Origin of the sequence: Desulfogranum marinum, from assembly GCF_963675105.2 — a bacterium.
Taxonomy (GTDB): domain Bacteria; phylum Desulfobacterota; class Desulfobulbia; order Desulfobulbales; family Desulfobulbaceae; genus Desulfogranum; species Desulfogranum marinum.
Genome location: NZ_CAXXRO010000005.1, coordinates 73,339 through 86,871 on the forward strand (window position 1 = coordinate 73,339; position 13,533 = coordinate 86,871).

The 13,533-nt window shown below is 47.2% G+C and carries 12 protein-coding genes; 3 read left to right on the forward strand and 9 right to left on the reverse strand.

Features of this window, described 5'->3' with window-relative positions; genetic code table 11:
• Positions 1–5: 5 nt before the first annotated feature.
• From ACHZCY_RS20860 to ACHZCY_RS20870, 3 genes are all read right to left on the reverse strand, one after another.
• Complete coding sequence (locus ACHZCY_RS20860) at positions 6–3,146, reverse strand: efflux RND transporter permease subunit (protein ID WP_319550271.1); 3,141 nt, start codon at positions 3,144–3,146, stop codon at positions 6–8.
• 6 nt (positions 3,147–3,152) lie between these two features.
• Complete coding sequence (locus tag ACHZCY_RS20865) at positions 3,153–4,307, reverse strand: efflux RND transporter periplasmic adaptor subunit (RefSeq protein ID WP_319550272.1); 1,155 nt, start codon at positions 4,305–4,307, stop codon at positions 3,153–3,155.
• Positions 4,308–5,052: 745 nt separating this feature from the next.
• Complete coding sequence (locus tag ACHZCY_RS20870; protein WP_319550273.1) at positions 5,053–5,976, reverse strand: DMT family transporter; 924 nt, start codon at positions 5,974–5,976, stop codon at positions 5,053–5,055.
• Positions 5,977–6,439: 463 nt separating this feature from the next.
• Here ACHZCY_RS20870 and ACHZCY_RS20875 point away from each other — a divergent pair, with 463 nt between their 5' ends.
• The 3 genes from ACHZCY_RS20875 (at position 6,440) to ACHZCY_RS20885 (ending at position 8,703) form a co-directional block, all read left to right on the forward strand.
• Positions 6,440–7,039 carry a M15 family metallopeptidase gene (locus ACHZCY_RS20875; RefSeq protein ID WP_319550274.1) on the forward strand — a complete coding sequence of 200 codons (600 nt, stop codon included), beginning with the start codon at positions 6,440–6,442 and terminating at the stop codon, positions 7,037–7,039.
• 318 nt (positions 7,040–7,357) lie between these two features.
• Positions 7,358–7,666, forward strand: coding sequence for a transposase (locus ACHZCY_RS20880; protein WP_319548208.1), 309 nt, complete (start codon positions 7,358–7,360; stop codon positions 7,664–7,666).
• Positions 7,667–7,728: 62 nt separating this feature from the next.
• Positions 7,729–8,703 (forward strand): IS3 family transposase, encoded by a 975-nt coding sequence (locus ACHZCY_RS20885; protein ID WP_319548209.1) that lies wholly within the window; start codon positions 7,729–7,731, stop codon positions 8,701–8,703.
• 321 nt (positions 8,704–9,024) lie between these two features.
• Here ACHZCY_RS20885 and ACHZCY_RS20890 read toward each other — a convergent pair whose 3' ends face one another.
• The 6 genes from ACHZCY_RS20890 to ACHZCY_RS20915 form a co-directional block, all read right to left on the reverse strand.
• Positions 9,025–9,465: a hypothetical protein gene (locus tag ACHZCY_RS20890; RefSeq protein ID WP_205222541.1), complete on the reverse strand. Its 441-nt coding sequence runs from the start codon at positions 9,463–9,465 to the stop codon at positions 9,025–9,027.
• A gap of 170 nt (positions 9,466–9,635) precedes the next feature.
• On the reverse strand, positions 9,636–10,244 hold the full coding sequence (locus ACHZCY_RS20895; protein ID WP_319550275.1) for an ABC-type transport auxiliary lipoprotein family protein: 609 nt from the start codon (positions 10,242–10,244) through the stop codon (positions 9,636–9,638).
• Positions 10,245–10,248: 4 nt separating this feature from the next.
• Positions 10,249–11,130, reverse strand: coding sequence for an MlaD family protein (locus ACHZCY_RS20900; protein ID WP_319550276.1), 882 nt, complete (start codon positions 11,128–11,130; stop codon positions 10,249–10,251).
• Positions 11,120–11,887: an ABC transporter ATP-binding protein gene (locus tag ACHZCY_RS20905; protein WP_319550277.1), complete on the reverse strand. Its 768-nt coding sequence runs from the start codon at positions 11,885–11,887 to the stop codon at positions 11,120–11,122. The genes ACHZCY_RS20900 and ACHZCY_RS20905 overlap by 11 nt, the downstream gene beginning before the upstream one ends.
• Complete coding sequence (locus ACHZCY_RS20910) at positions 11,884–13,056, reverse strand: ABC transporter permease (RefSeq protein ID WP_205222545.1); 1,173 nt, start codon at positions 13,054–13,056, stop codon at positions 11,884–11,886. Before ACHZCY_RS20910 ends, ACHZCY_RS20905 begins: the two co-directional genes overlap by 4 nt.
• A complete protein-coding gene (locus ACHZCY_RS20915; protein ID WP_394713456.1) occupies positions 13,041–13,283 on the reverse strand; it encodes a hypothetical protein in 243 nt (80 codons plus the stop codon). The genes ACHZCY_RS20910 and ACHZCY_RS20915 overlap by 16 nt, the downstream gene beginning before the upstream one ends.
• Between the last annotated feature and the right edge of the window lie 250 nt (positions 13,284–13,533).

Genomic DNA, 13,533 nt, shown 5'->3' on the forward strand with positions numbered 1-13,533 from the left:
TGTGTTTACACCTGCTCCTTTTGCATCTCTCTTTTTTTCTCGTACCCTGCAATGTTTCCGATGAAAACGAAAAGCATAGGATAGAAAAAGACTCCCAAAGATGTTGCCAATGCCATTCCGCCAAGCAGTGCCATCCCCATAACAATGCGCGCCTCAGCCCCTGCCCCCGATGCCATCACCAGGGGAAGTACTCCCAGAATGAAGGAAAAGGCGGTCATGAGTATTGGCCTGAAACGTAACTTGGCAGCCTTGATGGCTGCGTCATACAGAGACAGTCCCTTATGAAATTCAATGTTGGCAAATTCAACGATCAGGATAGCGTTTTTAGCGGCCATGCCAATGAGCATGACCAGGGCGATTTGGGCAAAAACATTGAGCTCAAAACTGTTGCTGGTTAAACGTGCCAGGTAAAGCGCGCCAAAGGCGCCGAAAATAGCAAAAGGGGTTCCCAGTAAAATACTGAAAGGGAGTGACCAGCTTTCGTATTGGGCGGCAAGAATGAGAAAAACAAAGAGTAAGGAGAATACTAAAACCACGCTTGCCGTACCGGAAGATTTTTTCTCCTGAAAAGACATATTGCTCCAGGCATAGCCCATATCTGACGGGAGGGAATCGGCTGCAACCTCTTCAAGAGCGTTTAGCGCCTGAACAGACGTATAGCCTGGCGCCGGGCCACCGGTTAATTCGATGGCGCGATAAAGATTAAACCGATTGGTAAAATCCGGGCCTGCGATATCCTTGATAGTGACAAAGGCACTGAGGGGAACCTGCTCGCCGTTTCCGTTTTGTACAAAAAAAAGATTGATTTTGTTTTCATTAATTCTGTATTCAGGTTCTGCTTGAATGTAGGCTTTGTAAAGTCGACCAAACCTGTTGAAATCATTGACATATGAGCCACCAAGAAAGGCTCCGACCGTAGAGTAGATATCATTAAGGGATACACCCGCCTTGAGTACTTTATCGCGGTTGATTTCCATGTAGCGCTGAGGGACAGAGGCTCGGAAAGTGGTGAACATGGAGCCGATTTCAGGGCGCTTAAGTGCGGTCTGGATAAACTGAGCAGTCTGATCTGCCAGGTACTCAGGAGTGTTGCCGCCTTTATCCTGCATCATCATGGTAAAACCTGATCCATTTCCGAGGCCGGGGATGGGCGGTGGGCCAAAGGCAAAGACCTGGGCCTCGTTTACCTGGGTAAAAAAATCACGATTTAAAGCTTCGACCAGTTCATTGGCTGTTTTCTTTCGTTCGCTCCAATCTTTAAGAGAAACAAAAACAAAACCGGCATTGGACGACATGCTGCCTGAAATAAGGCTAAAACCGGTGGCTGCTGTCACAAATTCGACCTCTTCGTGCTTGCCGATGATTTCTTCAACCTTTTTTACCACCACATCAGAGCGTTGCAAAGAGGCGGCATCGGGCAATTGGACGTTCACCATCAGGTAGCCCATGTCTTCGCTGGGCATAAACCCACCGGGCAGCACTTTGCTAAGAAAGATCAAGCCACCGGTGAGTATCAGCATGAAAGTCAGCCCCATTGCGATCCTGCGGGCCACGATTTTCGTTAAGCCGGTATACCCTTTAGTGGTTTTATCAAAAACAGTGTTGAACATTCGGAAGAATGCTCCGAGCGGGCCACCGATGGGTTTTTGCTTGCGTAAAAGCAGAGCACATAAGGCCGGGCTCAGGGTCAGGGCGTTGATTGAAGAGAAGACAACCGACACAGCGACGGTGATGGCAAATTGCTGGTAGAGTTGGCCGGTGATGCCGCCCATGACAGCGACAGGGATAAAGATTGCTACCATTACCAGGGTCGTGGCAATAACCGGGGCGGTAACCTCCCTCATGGCCGCTTTGGTTGCCTCCTTAGGAGACATGCCTGCCTCGATATTCACCTGCACGGCTTCCACTACCACAATGGCGTCATCAACAACAATACCGATGGCCAGCACCAGCCCAAGAAGGGAGAGAACGTTGATGGTAAAGCCAATGATGGGGAAGGCGATAAAGGCGCCCAAAAGAGAAACAGGAATGGCGATGGTGGGAATAAGAGCCGCTCGCCAATCCTGAATAAAGATATACACAACGAGTACCACCAGGCCCAGTGCGATAAACAGCGTTTCGATAATCTCATCAATACCAGCGGTAATGGCTGTAGTGGTATCCAGAGAGATATCATAACGCATACTTTTGGGGAAAGATTTAGACATCTCAGCCATGGTCGCTTTCACTGTCTCTGCCAGGGCAACAGCATTAGAGCCTGGCGCCTGGTACAAGGCAATCATGGCGCAGGCATCGCTGTTCAAGCGAGTGAAGGCATTATAGGTCTCCACACCCAGTTCGATTCTGGCAATATGCTTGAGTTTTACCTGAGATCCTTCCGGAGTGGTCCGGATGACTATTTCTCCAAATTCTTTTTCGCTTTGCAAGCGGTCAGGCATACGAACGGTATAGGTGAACTCAGTACCTGGAGGAGCGGGCTCGGCACCGAATTTACCCCCGGGAACGACCACATTTTGTGCCTGAATGGCATCCATTATTTCTGGTACTGTTATGCCAAGGTAGGCCAACCGATCGGGTTTTATCCAGATGCGCATGGAATAGTCACTGGCCCCGATAACGTTTACCCTGCCGATACCCTTGATGCGGGAAAGAATATCTTTGATGTTGATTAGGGAGTAATTGCCAAGAAAGTTTTGATCAAAACGAGGGTCCTCTGCCGTCAGGGCGATCAGCATGAGAATGTTAGGCAGGGATTTTTCCGTGGTCACTCCCATGCGTGTGACCTCTGGCGGCAGTTTGGCAGTGGCTGCGGCAACCCTATTCTGGGTAAAGACCGTGTTCATGTCCGGATCAGTGCCCACTTCGAAAGAGACCTGGATGGTCATAGTGCCGTCATTGGCATTGGTGGATTTCATGTAGATCATGTTGTCCACACCATTAATCTGTTGCTCAAGCGGAGTGGCAACAGATTGCTCAACACTCACCGCATTAGCCCCCGTATATGTGGCTCTCACCTCCACAATGGGGGGGGTGATGTCCGGGTATTGCTCCATGGGCAAGCCACTGAGAAATACGACCCCTACGATGACCATAAAAATGGCCATTACCATGGCCACAATGGGCCTTCTTACGAAAAAATCACCCATGGCTGATCACGTCTTATCCTGCTTAGTTGATTTGACATCTGCGATGGTGGGGTTGACGGTGATGCCGTCTTTGACTTTCTGCAGCCCCTCAAAAACCACCTTTTCCCCAGGCTGGAGTCCTTCGCTTATCAGCCACATGGAGCCGACTTTGGGGCCGACCTTAATTTCCCTGGTTTCCACTTTGTTACTCTCATCAACCACAAACACGTTAAACAATCCCTGTAATTCCATGACACAACGTTGGGGAATTAAAATGGCATTGTTAACGTCCATTACTTTGGTCTTCACTATGGCAAACTGGCCTGGCCGCAGCAGTTTTTCAGGGTTAGGGAAGGATGCCTGGACCAGCATGGCGCCGGTGGTGCTATCCACCTCCCTGTCGATGAAATCGGGGCGACCTTTGTGGTTGTACACCTCACCGTTGATTAAAATCAGCTCAAGACTGTCTTCAAGGGGATCCTGTTGCTTCCCTTTTTGTTCGGCAATATGTTTAGCCAGTGTCAGGTACTGCGTCTCTGTAATGAAAAAGTTGACAAGAATTGTGTCCACTTGGGATACCGTGTTCAAGATCACCGGATTGGGGTCTTTCCCAACAAAATCTCCAACTTTGGCTTTGGTCCTGCCAATGATGCCGTCAATGGGAGAGTAGATTTTGGTATAACTCAATTCAATCTGAGCTGACCGTAAGGTGGCATTGGCAGCATCCAGGGAAGAAAGGTTTGCTTCATAAGCGGCAACGGCAGCATCCAAATCACTTTGGCTGACGGCATTTATTGCTGCAAGGGGCCTGATTCGATCCAGATCCCCTTTGGTTTTCGCCAGATTGGTCTTGACCTCGGCAACCTGACTCATCCTTGTGGCAACTTTTTCCTCAAAAGGCTGGCTTTCCAGGGTGTACAACAGTGCGCCTTTTTTTACCTCTGAGCCTTCCTGGAAATGTATACCTTCGAGAAAACCTTCCAGCCTGGCGCGGATAGCAATGTCTTTAAGTCCGGCAGTCTGGCCAACAAAATCTTGAAAGAGAGGGACTTCCTGGGCTTTGGTTTCGAAGACCGATACATCGGGGGGCGGTAGAGGAGGTGGAGTATCTTTTTGCTCACCACTACAAGCGAATAACAAGGAGGTCAAGCAGGCAATCAAACCGATGGTTTTCAATCTCATGGCACATTCTCTGCAGGGTTAAGGGTTCTTAGAGAGTAACTTTTATCGGAACGAGTCAGGAGACGGTTTTTATAAAGATAATCGTAACCATTCAGCGAATATCTAAAAACTGTCAATCCACCCCGAACTGTGCATGTTTAGCAGTGCTCCAAATATCCACAAGCTGACCGAATCAGCAGATACGCCCCGACTTCGATACATAGGTTTGCTGAACGGGCAAATAATGGAGAGATGAAATAGTGTTGATTAGTTACAGATAATCAATGTTATTTTAAATTTATAAATGATACCACATAAATAAAGGCTAAAACAAGTTTCTTGTCGTATATTGTGGGAATCTTGAACAGTAGTTTTCCTGAAGGTGAAAGGGCATAACGCCATCTGGAAGCATTTCCACAAGCCGGAATCATTGGGTGACTTTACCGGGAATTTTTAAAATGGAGTGACAGCGAGGACAAAGTAACGGCGGGTACCGTGGATGTTCAACAAGAAGCTGTGCGTTATAGGATGAGCCCGTTGATTTACTGTCTTTTCGCCCAATCTCTCGGAGTCTTCGCTTACCTGACCTTGAACGAAAGCCCTAGTAAATCAACAGACTCATAGGATCAGCACATAATTACTGTCATTTGTCATTATGTTGGAGGTGGGATGACTGAGGAAAGGAGAGTGAGCTTCCGGGTATCCTGTTGATTCTGTTGAGGGTGCTGTAAATGGTACAGAGGAATAACGTATTGTTTTTTTGGGGTCAAGCTACGATGGTACCGTTTTTGCTTTTTCTCCCTGGTGTGCGTGTGTGGTTTGCCAAAAATACCGCGAAGAGGACTATTCCGGCTCCACAGAGTTGCACCATGGTCAATGACTCGCCGAGGAGTACCCATGCACCAAAGGCAGTTACCAGCGGAATAGCGTTAATACAGACTGAGGCTTTGGCTGCAGGGATTTTGGTTAGGGCATAATTATAGCAGAGAAAGGCTCCGATAGTAGCGAAAAGGGTTAGCCCTATTACGGCGATAACAGCTTCACTGGTTACAGCCTGGGGATTGAATTTTGGTAAATCGTACACAAAGGCCGGGAAAAAGAGCATTGCTCCGAAGATAATCTGCATGCCGGTAATCTGTCTCGAAGGTATGTTCGCTCCTAAACGTCTGGTCATGATCATATAAGCCGAAGCGGAAAGGACCGCTCCAAAGATGAGAAGGTCGCCAATCAGCATGCCTCCCAGCTCCTCTTGCTCGCCGCTGCCAAACACTAAGAGCGAAACCCCGAACAGAGAGAGCATGATTCCCATAAGATTTAGTAATCTGATCCGTTCCTTGAGCAGAAGAGCTGACAGGGATAAAACCACTGCCGGTATGGTTGCAATGATCAACGAGGTTTTGGTGGCAGATGTGTACTGTAAGCCGAAGGTTTCAAAGGTGAAATAGAGTCCCGGCTGCATCACTGCAAGCAGCAGCAATAATTTCAGGTCATGTTTACTGAGCGGTTGAAAGCCGGTTCGCCGGAACAGGACAATAAAAAAAAGCGATGCCGCGAAAAAACGGAAAAAGATAAGGCAGAAAGGTGTAAAGCTCTGCAGCGCGACTTTGGTGGCCACAAAAGAGAGGCCCCAAAAGAGAACCGCCAGCATGAGGGCTATATAAGTGAGCAGAGGGCTTTCAGGTTTTGTCATTTGCAGATATCTCGCAGGGAAAAGGGCGTGTGTATTTTTTATTGATGAATACCAGTGAGCGAACTTACTCCATGTCACCTTGAAAATCCCGTTCAAATAAGGAAAAACAAGGGTACCTGGGGCGAACTGTATAATTTGGTTCCCATTTATATCTCCTTGATTGTGAATAATTTTTTTGTATGAACCACCTGCTTGATATGAACCACCAGTTTTGGTGGATATGAACCAAAAAGTGGATTTTTCATCCTTCTGTTTGACTCCCAACCTGCCCTCCTGGTGGAAACTGCCCTTGAGAGCCGGTGGCCGCTAGTGGCATTGTTTTTGCTTCGCAGGTTGGCAGGAGGAGCCTCGTTGAAAGCTCTACCTTTCCGGCCCGGACTCTTCCGGCATTGCCTCGTCAATGAAAAAATCAGGCACTGCGAGGAGAAGTATATTTGTTCATAAAAAACAGAGGAATGCCACCATGAATAGAATTGAGATTTTTCATGTTCAAGAGCGCATAGGTACTGTGGTAGATGGGTTTTGGGGACCTAAAAGCATTGCAGCCTGCCAAAATCACCTCAAAAATATGATGCCTGTCCCACATCCATTCCCGGCTGAAGGTTCATCCGGATTTCTGGATTTTTTTGGACCACATGGGGAAAAGGATGGGTACACCCCACCAAGCAAGAGAATCAAACTTCCGTTTACAATTTATTATGATCAAACTCCCGTTACCTCGTTACTGGTGCATGAAAAGTGTGCTGACAGTTTACAGCGTGTTTTTCAAAAGCTGGCAACAATTTACCCTAATGATGGGTCACGAGAGGCTGCGGGGATACTTGTTTATAATGGCGTGTATAACCCGCGGAAGAAACGGGGTAGTGCAACTTCTTGGTCTATGCATGCGTGGATGAACGCTATTGATATCAATGCCGGTAAAAATGGAAATAAAACTTCCTGGCCGGTTAATGCGAAAATGCCGATTGAAGTGATGGAGTGTTTTGCGCAAGAAGGGTGGCTGGCAGCTGGAGCGTTTTGGGGGCGGGATGCAATGCATTTCCAGGCGACCGGTCCAGTATAAAATTTTGATTACCCATGAAACTCGGCCATTTTTCCCCCGGTAGACTGATTAAATTCCTCAGTCCCGTGTCTGCTTAGATAGTGCCTGTCCACAAATAATGGCCTTTTCACCTAATTTCGGCGTTGTGCTCAAAATTTTATCCTCGGAATATTAGTTATATGCCTGTGGTAAAATTTATCGCACGCCTTGAACTTAAGCGAAAATCCTCATTCCTGGACAGACACTAGATAGATAATTGGCTAAGTATTGTGTACTGGTTCAGCGTGAATTGGAATTTTCAACCGTCTGAGTTAGTTTACTCATACGGAGGAATATTTCATGACCAAGAAACGAAAACAATACACCCCAGAAGAAAAAGTATTTATTTTAAAGCAGCATCTGGTGGACAACGTGCCGATATCAGATGTATGTGATCAACATCACCTTTCTCCAGCGGTATTTTACCGCTGGCAGAAACAGTTTTTTGAAAACGGTTCAGCGGCTTTTGTCACTAAACGAAAATCCAAAGAAAGCAGTCAAGAGCGCCGTATACGCGAGCTCGAGGAGAAGCTTGCGAACAAAAACGAAGTGGTCTCTGAACTCATGGAAGCCCATCTAAAATTAAAAAAAAATCTTGGGGAAATTTAAAAGGCAAGTGGGTTCCTCATGACATTCGAGACAATTGTGTTGATTTTGTCAAATATTGGGCTATGAAAACAGAATTATCATTCAAACTGTTTATAGCGTGGCTTGGCATATCAGCCAGTAAATTTTATAGCTGGAAAGAACGCTACGGCAAGAGTAATGAGCACAACGGCCAGGTCCCTCGCGATTTTTGGCTTGAAGAGTGGGAAAAGGCTGCTATCGTCGACTTTCATGATAAAAATCCACTTGAAGGATACCGGCGACTAACCTTTATGATGCTTGATAATGACATCGTTGCAGTTAGCCCCAGTTCTGTCTACCGGGTTCTGTCCTCAGCAGGGCTCCTTCAGCGCTGGGGCGCCAAGCCGAGCAAGAAAGGGACTGGATTTGTGCAGCCTCTCAAGCCACATGAGCATTGGCATATTGACATATCTCATATCAATATTTGCGGAACTTTTTATTATCTTTGCAGTATCTTGGATGGTTGTAGCCGTTATATTGTCCATTGGGAGATCCGGGAGACCATGACAGAGGCTGAAGTTGAAATAATTATCCAACGAGGGCGTGAACGTTTTCCTGATGTTGCTCCACGAATCATCTCAGACAATGGGCCCCAATTCATTGCCAAAGACTTCAAGGAGTTTATTCGTATCGCAGGAATGAAACATGTTCGGACCTCTCCCTACTACCCTCAAAGCAACGGTAAGATAGAGAGATGGCACAAATCATTGAAGACAGAATGTATCCGCCCAGGAGTTCTGTTATCTCTTGAAGATGCTCGAAAGGTAATTGCCGGTTTTGTTCGCCATTACAACACAGTTCGACTACACAGCGCCATCGGTTATATTACGCCGGAGGCTATGCTTGAGGGGCGGGATAAACAAATTTTAAAAGATCGAGATAGCAAGCTGGAAAACGCAAGAGCGGCTAGAAAAGCCAAGAGACGGCGACGACTAAGTTGTACCCCCGTAGCAAACGAGATTAATTTGGCAAGGCCAAGCCCTACGGGTGCTCGCAAGCTCGCAGCCTTGCCAAATTAATCTCGTTTGCTGGACCTGAAGGTGGCGATGACGGAGAGGCGTCTCCGACGGGGCTCCAACAAAAAGGCTTTTATTAGCTGGCAACAATCCGGCTATTACCAACTAACTCAACAGGCTTAAAATTCCAGTTCCAGCTGAAGCAAAACAATTGTACGTTATCAGCATTTTTTTTAAAGGGCTTCATGCATCATCAAAATATTGTCTGTCAGGAAAGAATATGACCAGCATTATTGCCAAATGACGCCTCTGTGCAACCAATAAGTCGCAAAAATTGCAGTTTGGAGTTGGGGTAGCCTGTAATCTTCGTTTCTTAATCGATTGCTACTCTGGGGTTGCTTTGGTTGCCTGCTTTTTTCTGGAAATGCGCCACAAAAGATACCACAGTAGCAAGGCCTGTATTCCAAAAAACACTGAGGTCATAACATTCATCATATGGCTAACACCAAGTGCCGCATAGAGCTCGTCTGCAAAAAGGTGGCGGCTAATATTTCGAAGAATAAAGAATTCGATAAAACCGATAATAATGACTTTGTGCTTCATCGGATCGCGTGAAGCCATCCAGGCAAGATAACCAAGAACAAAAGCGAATGATCCAATTATTCTGATGAAATAAACGTTTGTTACGTTCCATTCCAGGGTGCCCCCATAATGAGCAATGGCGGCTTTTTGAAAATCAATTGAAAACATCAAGCCAAAACCAAAAATGAGATGAAAGATAGCTACGAAAACAAGAACAGCCTTGAGTTGATTAAGCGTATTCATATGGCGAGGTGAAAAGGGTATGGTGATGAGATACGTACACTCTTTTTAAAAATCCTCTGGGATTTTCCTGTTATTATTTACTTGTGTCAACAGAACAATCTTTGCTCTGTGTCAGGAGCAACGATCGGGAACCGCATCCACCTCCTACAAAGAGACATGGGGGATTCGGGTTAGAGCTGCATCCCCTTAAGCCAGGCGGCGAGGTCATGGGCAACCGTATCCGCCGCCTGGTTAAGCGCGGTAGCCCCATCCCCGGCATTGGGTGTGGAACTCGGGACTTGAGAGCGAAATTCCCTGGTCGCGATTACCGTTTTTGTTGCCGCGTTTATTAGGTAGAAACGTATACTGATAATTCCTTCTGAGATGTTGCCGTCATGTACGTGATGGCTGAAATCAGTGAGGGTACTTTCGAGCAGAAAGTCAGCTTTTGCTGCCGATGGAGGGCTGATTACAGCCCAGAAACTCCCGGTTGCTTCAAGGGCTGTTTGGAAGAGAAGGGGCAGTAACGTTACAGGTGCGTCACTCCAGCGGCTGTAGGCATAGCTGTTTTGTTCATATTGGGTAGTGACGTACACCATGTCGGTACCGGTAAACGCCCGCGATGCCCGAATTGGAGCAAGCTTGATGACGGGTCGGTTCTTTTTTTTCACTGTGGTGGAGCTGCTGCTTTTCCCAAAATCAGGCAATATGGTATAGATATCGCTTGGTGGGACCTTGTTGAAGCTGCAGCTGGCGAGGGCACAGCAAAATATTGCGAGTAAAATGTTCCTGTTTTTCATGATATTATTTTTCCCCTGGTCCAGGTTTTGGCTGACTGCGTTTAAAAAGCAGGTCGCTTGGACTGGCCTGTATGGCTTGGGTGGTGTGCTTTAGGTCTCCGGCAAGAATATCCAGATTGTATAATAGCTGATTGAGGAGCTCAAGGCTCTGTTGGACGTCCTGTCGCATGTTATGTCCAAGGTCAGCATAGTTATGTTCCAGGCTGTCTGCCATTGTTTGTATGCTTTGCGAGGCATCTGCTACTTTTGCAAAAGCCTTGGTTATCTGTTTTTCCATGACCACGCCGTTATCAACAACATCCTGTAATCCCTGCAATTGTCCCCTGATATCTTTGACAAGCAATGTTGTCTCCGCAATGATGGTGGCAATGTTCTCCAGGTTTTTTTCGCTGAGTATCCTGTCAAACTTGGCCATCGCCAAGGTCGATTGCTTTACCAGTTGTTCCAGAGAGGCATACATTTGGGTAAAGGTGGAGGGCGTTGCCGGGATGATTGGAACTCCCGTGCTTGAGGTTTTCAGCAGTGGAGCATCTTTGCTGCCGCCGCTGAGCTCTATAAATGCCAGACCTGTTATGCCAAAAGACTTTAATTGTGCGGTGGTGTCGGTTTTGATGGGGGTGCTGCGTACAATCTGTAAACGGAGTTCCACCTCTTCCGAGTTATGAGGGCTTATACCCAGTTGTTGGACTGTGCCCACATTAACGCCCTTGTATTTAACAGAGGCATCAGTGCTTAACCCTGCTACAGATTCCGACATATAAACAAGGTAGGTGTCATATTCCTGTTTGCCGCCATGTTTTCCCAGCCAGTAGGCAAAGGTTATCAGCCCTGCTGTGAGAAAGACAACGAATAGCCCAACCAGTGTATAATTAATTTTACTTTCCATCTCTGCTCCGTATTTGCCCCCGGGACCCGCCAAAGAATTGTTGTACAATAGGGTGGGAGGCGTGCAGAACTTCCTTAAGTGTGCCTTCTGCAATGACTTTTTTTTCGCCCAAAACGGCAAAACGATCAACAATGGTCCAGATAGAATCCAGATCATGGGTAACCATTACCACTGTTAACCCGAGAATGTCGCGCAGTTCAATAAGCAGATTGTCAAAGGCCTCGGCGCCGATTGGATCCAGTCCTGAAGTGGGTTCATCAAGAAACAGGAGTTGCGGGTCCATTGCCAGTGCACGTGCCAGGGCTGCCCGTTTTATCATGCCTCCGCTCAGTTCAGCAGGATAGAGCGTTGCCGCAGTAGGTGGTAGTCCAACCATTTTTATTTTCATTTGCACCAGCTCCTCAATCATATTTTCTGGGAGCTCTGTGTATTCCCGGAGCTTGATGCCGACATTTTCAGCAACAGTGAGTGACGAATAGAGGGCGCCGCCCTGGAAAAGCACTCCCCAATAGTGGCGTAGGGAGGCTGCATCGTTGCGGCTGATGCTCATAAGGTTATGGCCGAGAAGGGTGATTTCTCCGGATTCAGGGCGCAACAGCATAATCATCTGTTTGAGCAGGGTGGACTTACCCGAACCACTGCCGCCCAAAAGGCCGTATATCTCCCCCTGGCGTACGCTCAGGTTGATGCCGTCATGGATCACATTGGTGCCGAATCGGGTAACGATATTTGATACCTTAATAATTGTGTCGTTCAAATGCCGAGCTCCGTAAAGACCACCGAAAAAAGTGCATCACAAGCTATTACCAGAAAAATGGCGTTGACCACGCTGATGGTGGTGTAGCGCCCTATGCTCTCTGTGTTTTTAGAAACTTGAAAGCCGCGGAAACATCCTACCGTAGCGATAAGCCAGGCGAAAAACGGTCCTTTGCCTATGCCGACCCAGACATGCTTGACCGCCAGTACTTTCTGCAGGCGGTGTATAAATTCCGGATAGGACAGGTTGAGGTGTATATGCGAGATAAACATGCCGGCACCAATCCCGATTATGTCGGCAAAGAAAATCATCAACGGCAGGGCAATGATCAGGGCGAAAATTCGGGGAAGGACGAGAAAGCGATGAGGGTCAAACCCCATGGTCCGCATGGCATCTATCTCTTCCGTTATTTTCATCACTCCAAGCTGAGCTGTATAGGAAGAGCCGGTTCGACCTGCAACCACGATGGCTGTGATCAATGGGGAGAGTTCTCTGGTCACTGAAAGTGCTATCATGTCCACAATGAAAATATTAGCACCAAATTTTTCCAGCTGTACCGCTCCCTGATAGGCTATAACCACCCCTATGAGAAAACTGGTCAGAGCCACGATGGGCATTGCCCGGACACCAGCTTCTTCAATATTTTTTACAATAGCACCGAAACGGATGGTACGTGGGTGCACTATTGCAAGCAGCAGGTTGATGAAATTTTCTCCGGTAAAGGCTAAAAAGTCCTTCAAATCAGTCAGAAAGGCAACGAACCTTCTGCCTATCCTGTTGAAAGGCATCAGGAGACGGGAGAAAAGTGCAGGTTTGGCTTCACGATGCCCGAAAGCGTACCTACGCACCAGTTGATATATTTTTTCGTGCTCACTGGTAGCGCCCACAACGTCCACGGAGCACTGGTTTGCCTTGAGCGCATCGAAGCTGCGAATAAACAGCAGCATGCCGGCTGAATCAACGCGTCCTGTAGCAGACACATCCCACAGGATAGGGACATTGCGATATGTGCTGGTCATTTCAGTCAGCATCTCTGCCGCATCGTGGAGCGTATCAATGGTCCAGTCACCCGAGCTTTTGAGCCTAACAGTGTTATCTTCGTTCAGGTCGTGAAGTTTTTCTATTTTGGCTTGTTGTGATTGAGTGGATTGCATCAGCTTTCTACCCATGTCGTAAAAAGTAACTCTTTGCCGCTCTTGACAGGCTGCGTGCATGCTGGTGGTGTAGAACAAGGGAGGGCGTACTTGGCAGCAATTTTCGGCTGAGACGAGCAGGGAAGGTCTTCGGAGATGATGGATCGTTCAGCAGGGCCCACAAGAATAGGATGCATCCTCTGTTGCGCAAAGGAAAGATCGTCGCATTTACTTGTATGTGCACCTGTATTGGCAATCATCATGCACCTTAAGTGGTAATAGGATGGATCAAAAAAGGTAACTTATTTTGCCTTTAATATACCAATTCATAGTACCGAGAACCTAAGAGAAATTGCAAAGAAAATGAAATGTTACCCCTTATTTATTGGTTTAATTGAGTAGTTGTTCTCCTATGGTCTAGGAGTCTGTCGGACTGAACCCTTTATCCTCAACTCGTCGTTATTGCAGAAAAAATAATGCTCGCAGGTAAGGAAGCGCAGACTCCGATATTAA

What these genes read in the sequence shown, in the direction of transcription:
- ACHZCY_RS20860 (WP_319550271.1), bottom strand. Translation starts at nt 3,146, where the DNA reads ATGGGTGATTTTTTCGTAAGAAGGCCCATTGTGGCCATGGTAATGGCC.
- ACHZCY_RS20865 (WP_319550272.1), bottom strand. Translation starts at nt 4,307, where the DNA reads ATGAGATTGAAAACCATCGGTTTGATTGCCTGCTTGACCTCCTTGTTA.
- ACHZCY_RS20870 (WP_319550273.1), bottom strand. Translation starts at nt 5,976, where the DNA reads ATGACAAAACCTGAAAGCCCTCTGCTCACTTATATAGCCCTCATGCTG.
- ACHZCY_RS20875 (WP_319550274.1), top strand. Translation starts at nt 6,440, where the DNA reads ATGAATAGAATTGAGATTTTTCATGTTCAAGAGCGCATAGGTACTGTG.
- ACHZCY_RS20880 (WP_319548208.1), top strand. Translation starts at nt 7,358, where the DNA reads ATGACCAAGAAACGAAAACAATACACCCCAGAAGAAAAAGTATTTATT.
- ACHZCY_RS20885 (WP_319548209.1), top strand. Translation starts at nt 7,729, where the DNA reads ATGAAAACAGAATTATCATTCAAACTGTTTATAGCGTGGCTTGGCATA.
- ACHZCY_RS20890 (WP_205222541.1), bottom strand. Translation starts at nt 9,465, where the DNA reads ATGAATACGCTTAATCAACTCAAGGCTGTTCTTGTTTTCGTAGCTATC.
- ACHZCY_RS20895 (WP_319550275.1), bottom strand. Translation starts at nt 10,244, where the DNA reads ATGAAAAACAGGAACATTTTACTCGCAATATTTTGCTGTGCCCTCGCC.
- ACHZCY_RS20900 (WP_319550276.1), bottom strand. Translation starts at nt 11,130, where the DNA reads ATGGAAAGTAAAATTAATTATACACTGGTTGGGCTATTCGTTGTCTTT.
- ACHZCY_RS20910 (WP_205222545.1), bottom strand. Translation starts at nt 13,056, where the DNA reads ATGGGTAGAAAGCTGATGCAATCCACTCAATCACAACAAGCCAAAATA.
- ACHZCY_RS20915 (WP_394713456.1), bottom strand. Translation starts at nt 13,283, where the DNA reads ATGATGATTGCCAATACAGGTGCACATACAAGTAAATGCGACGATCTT.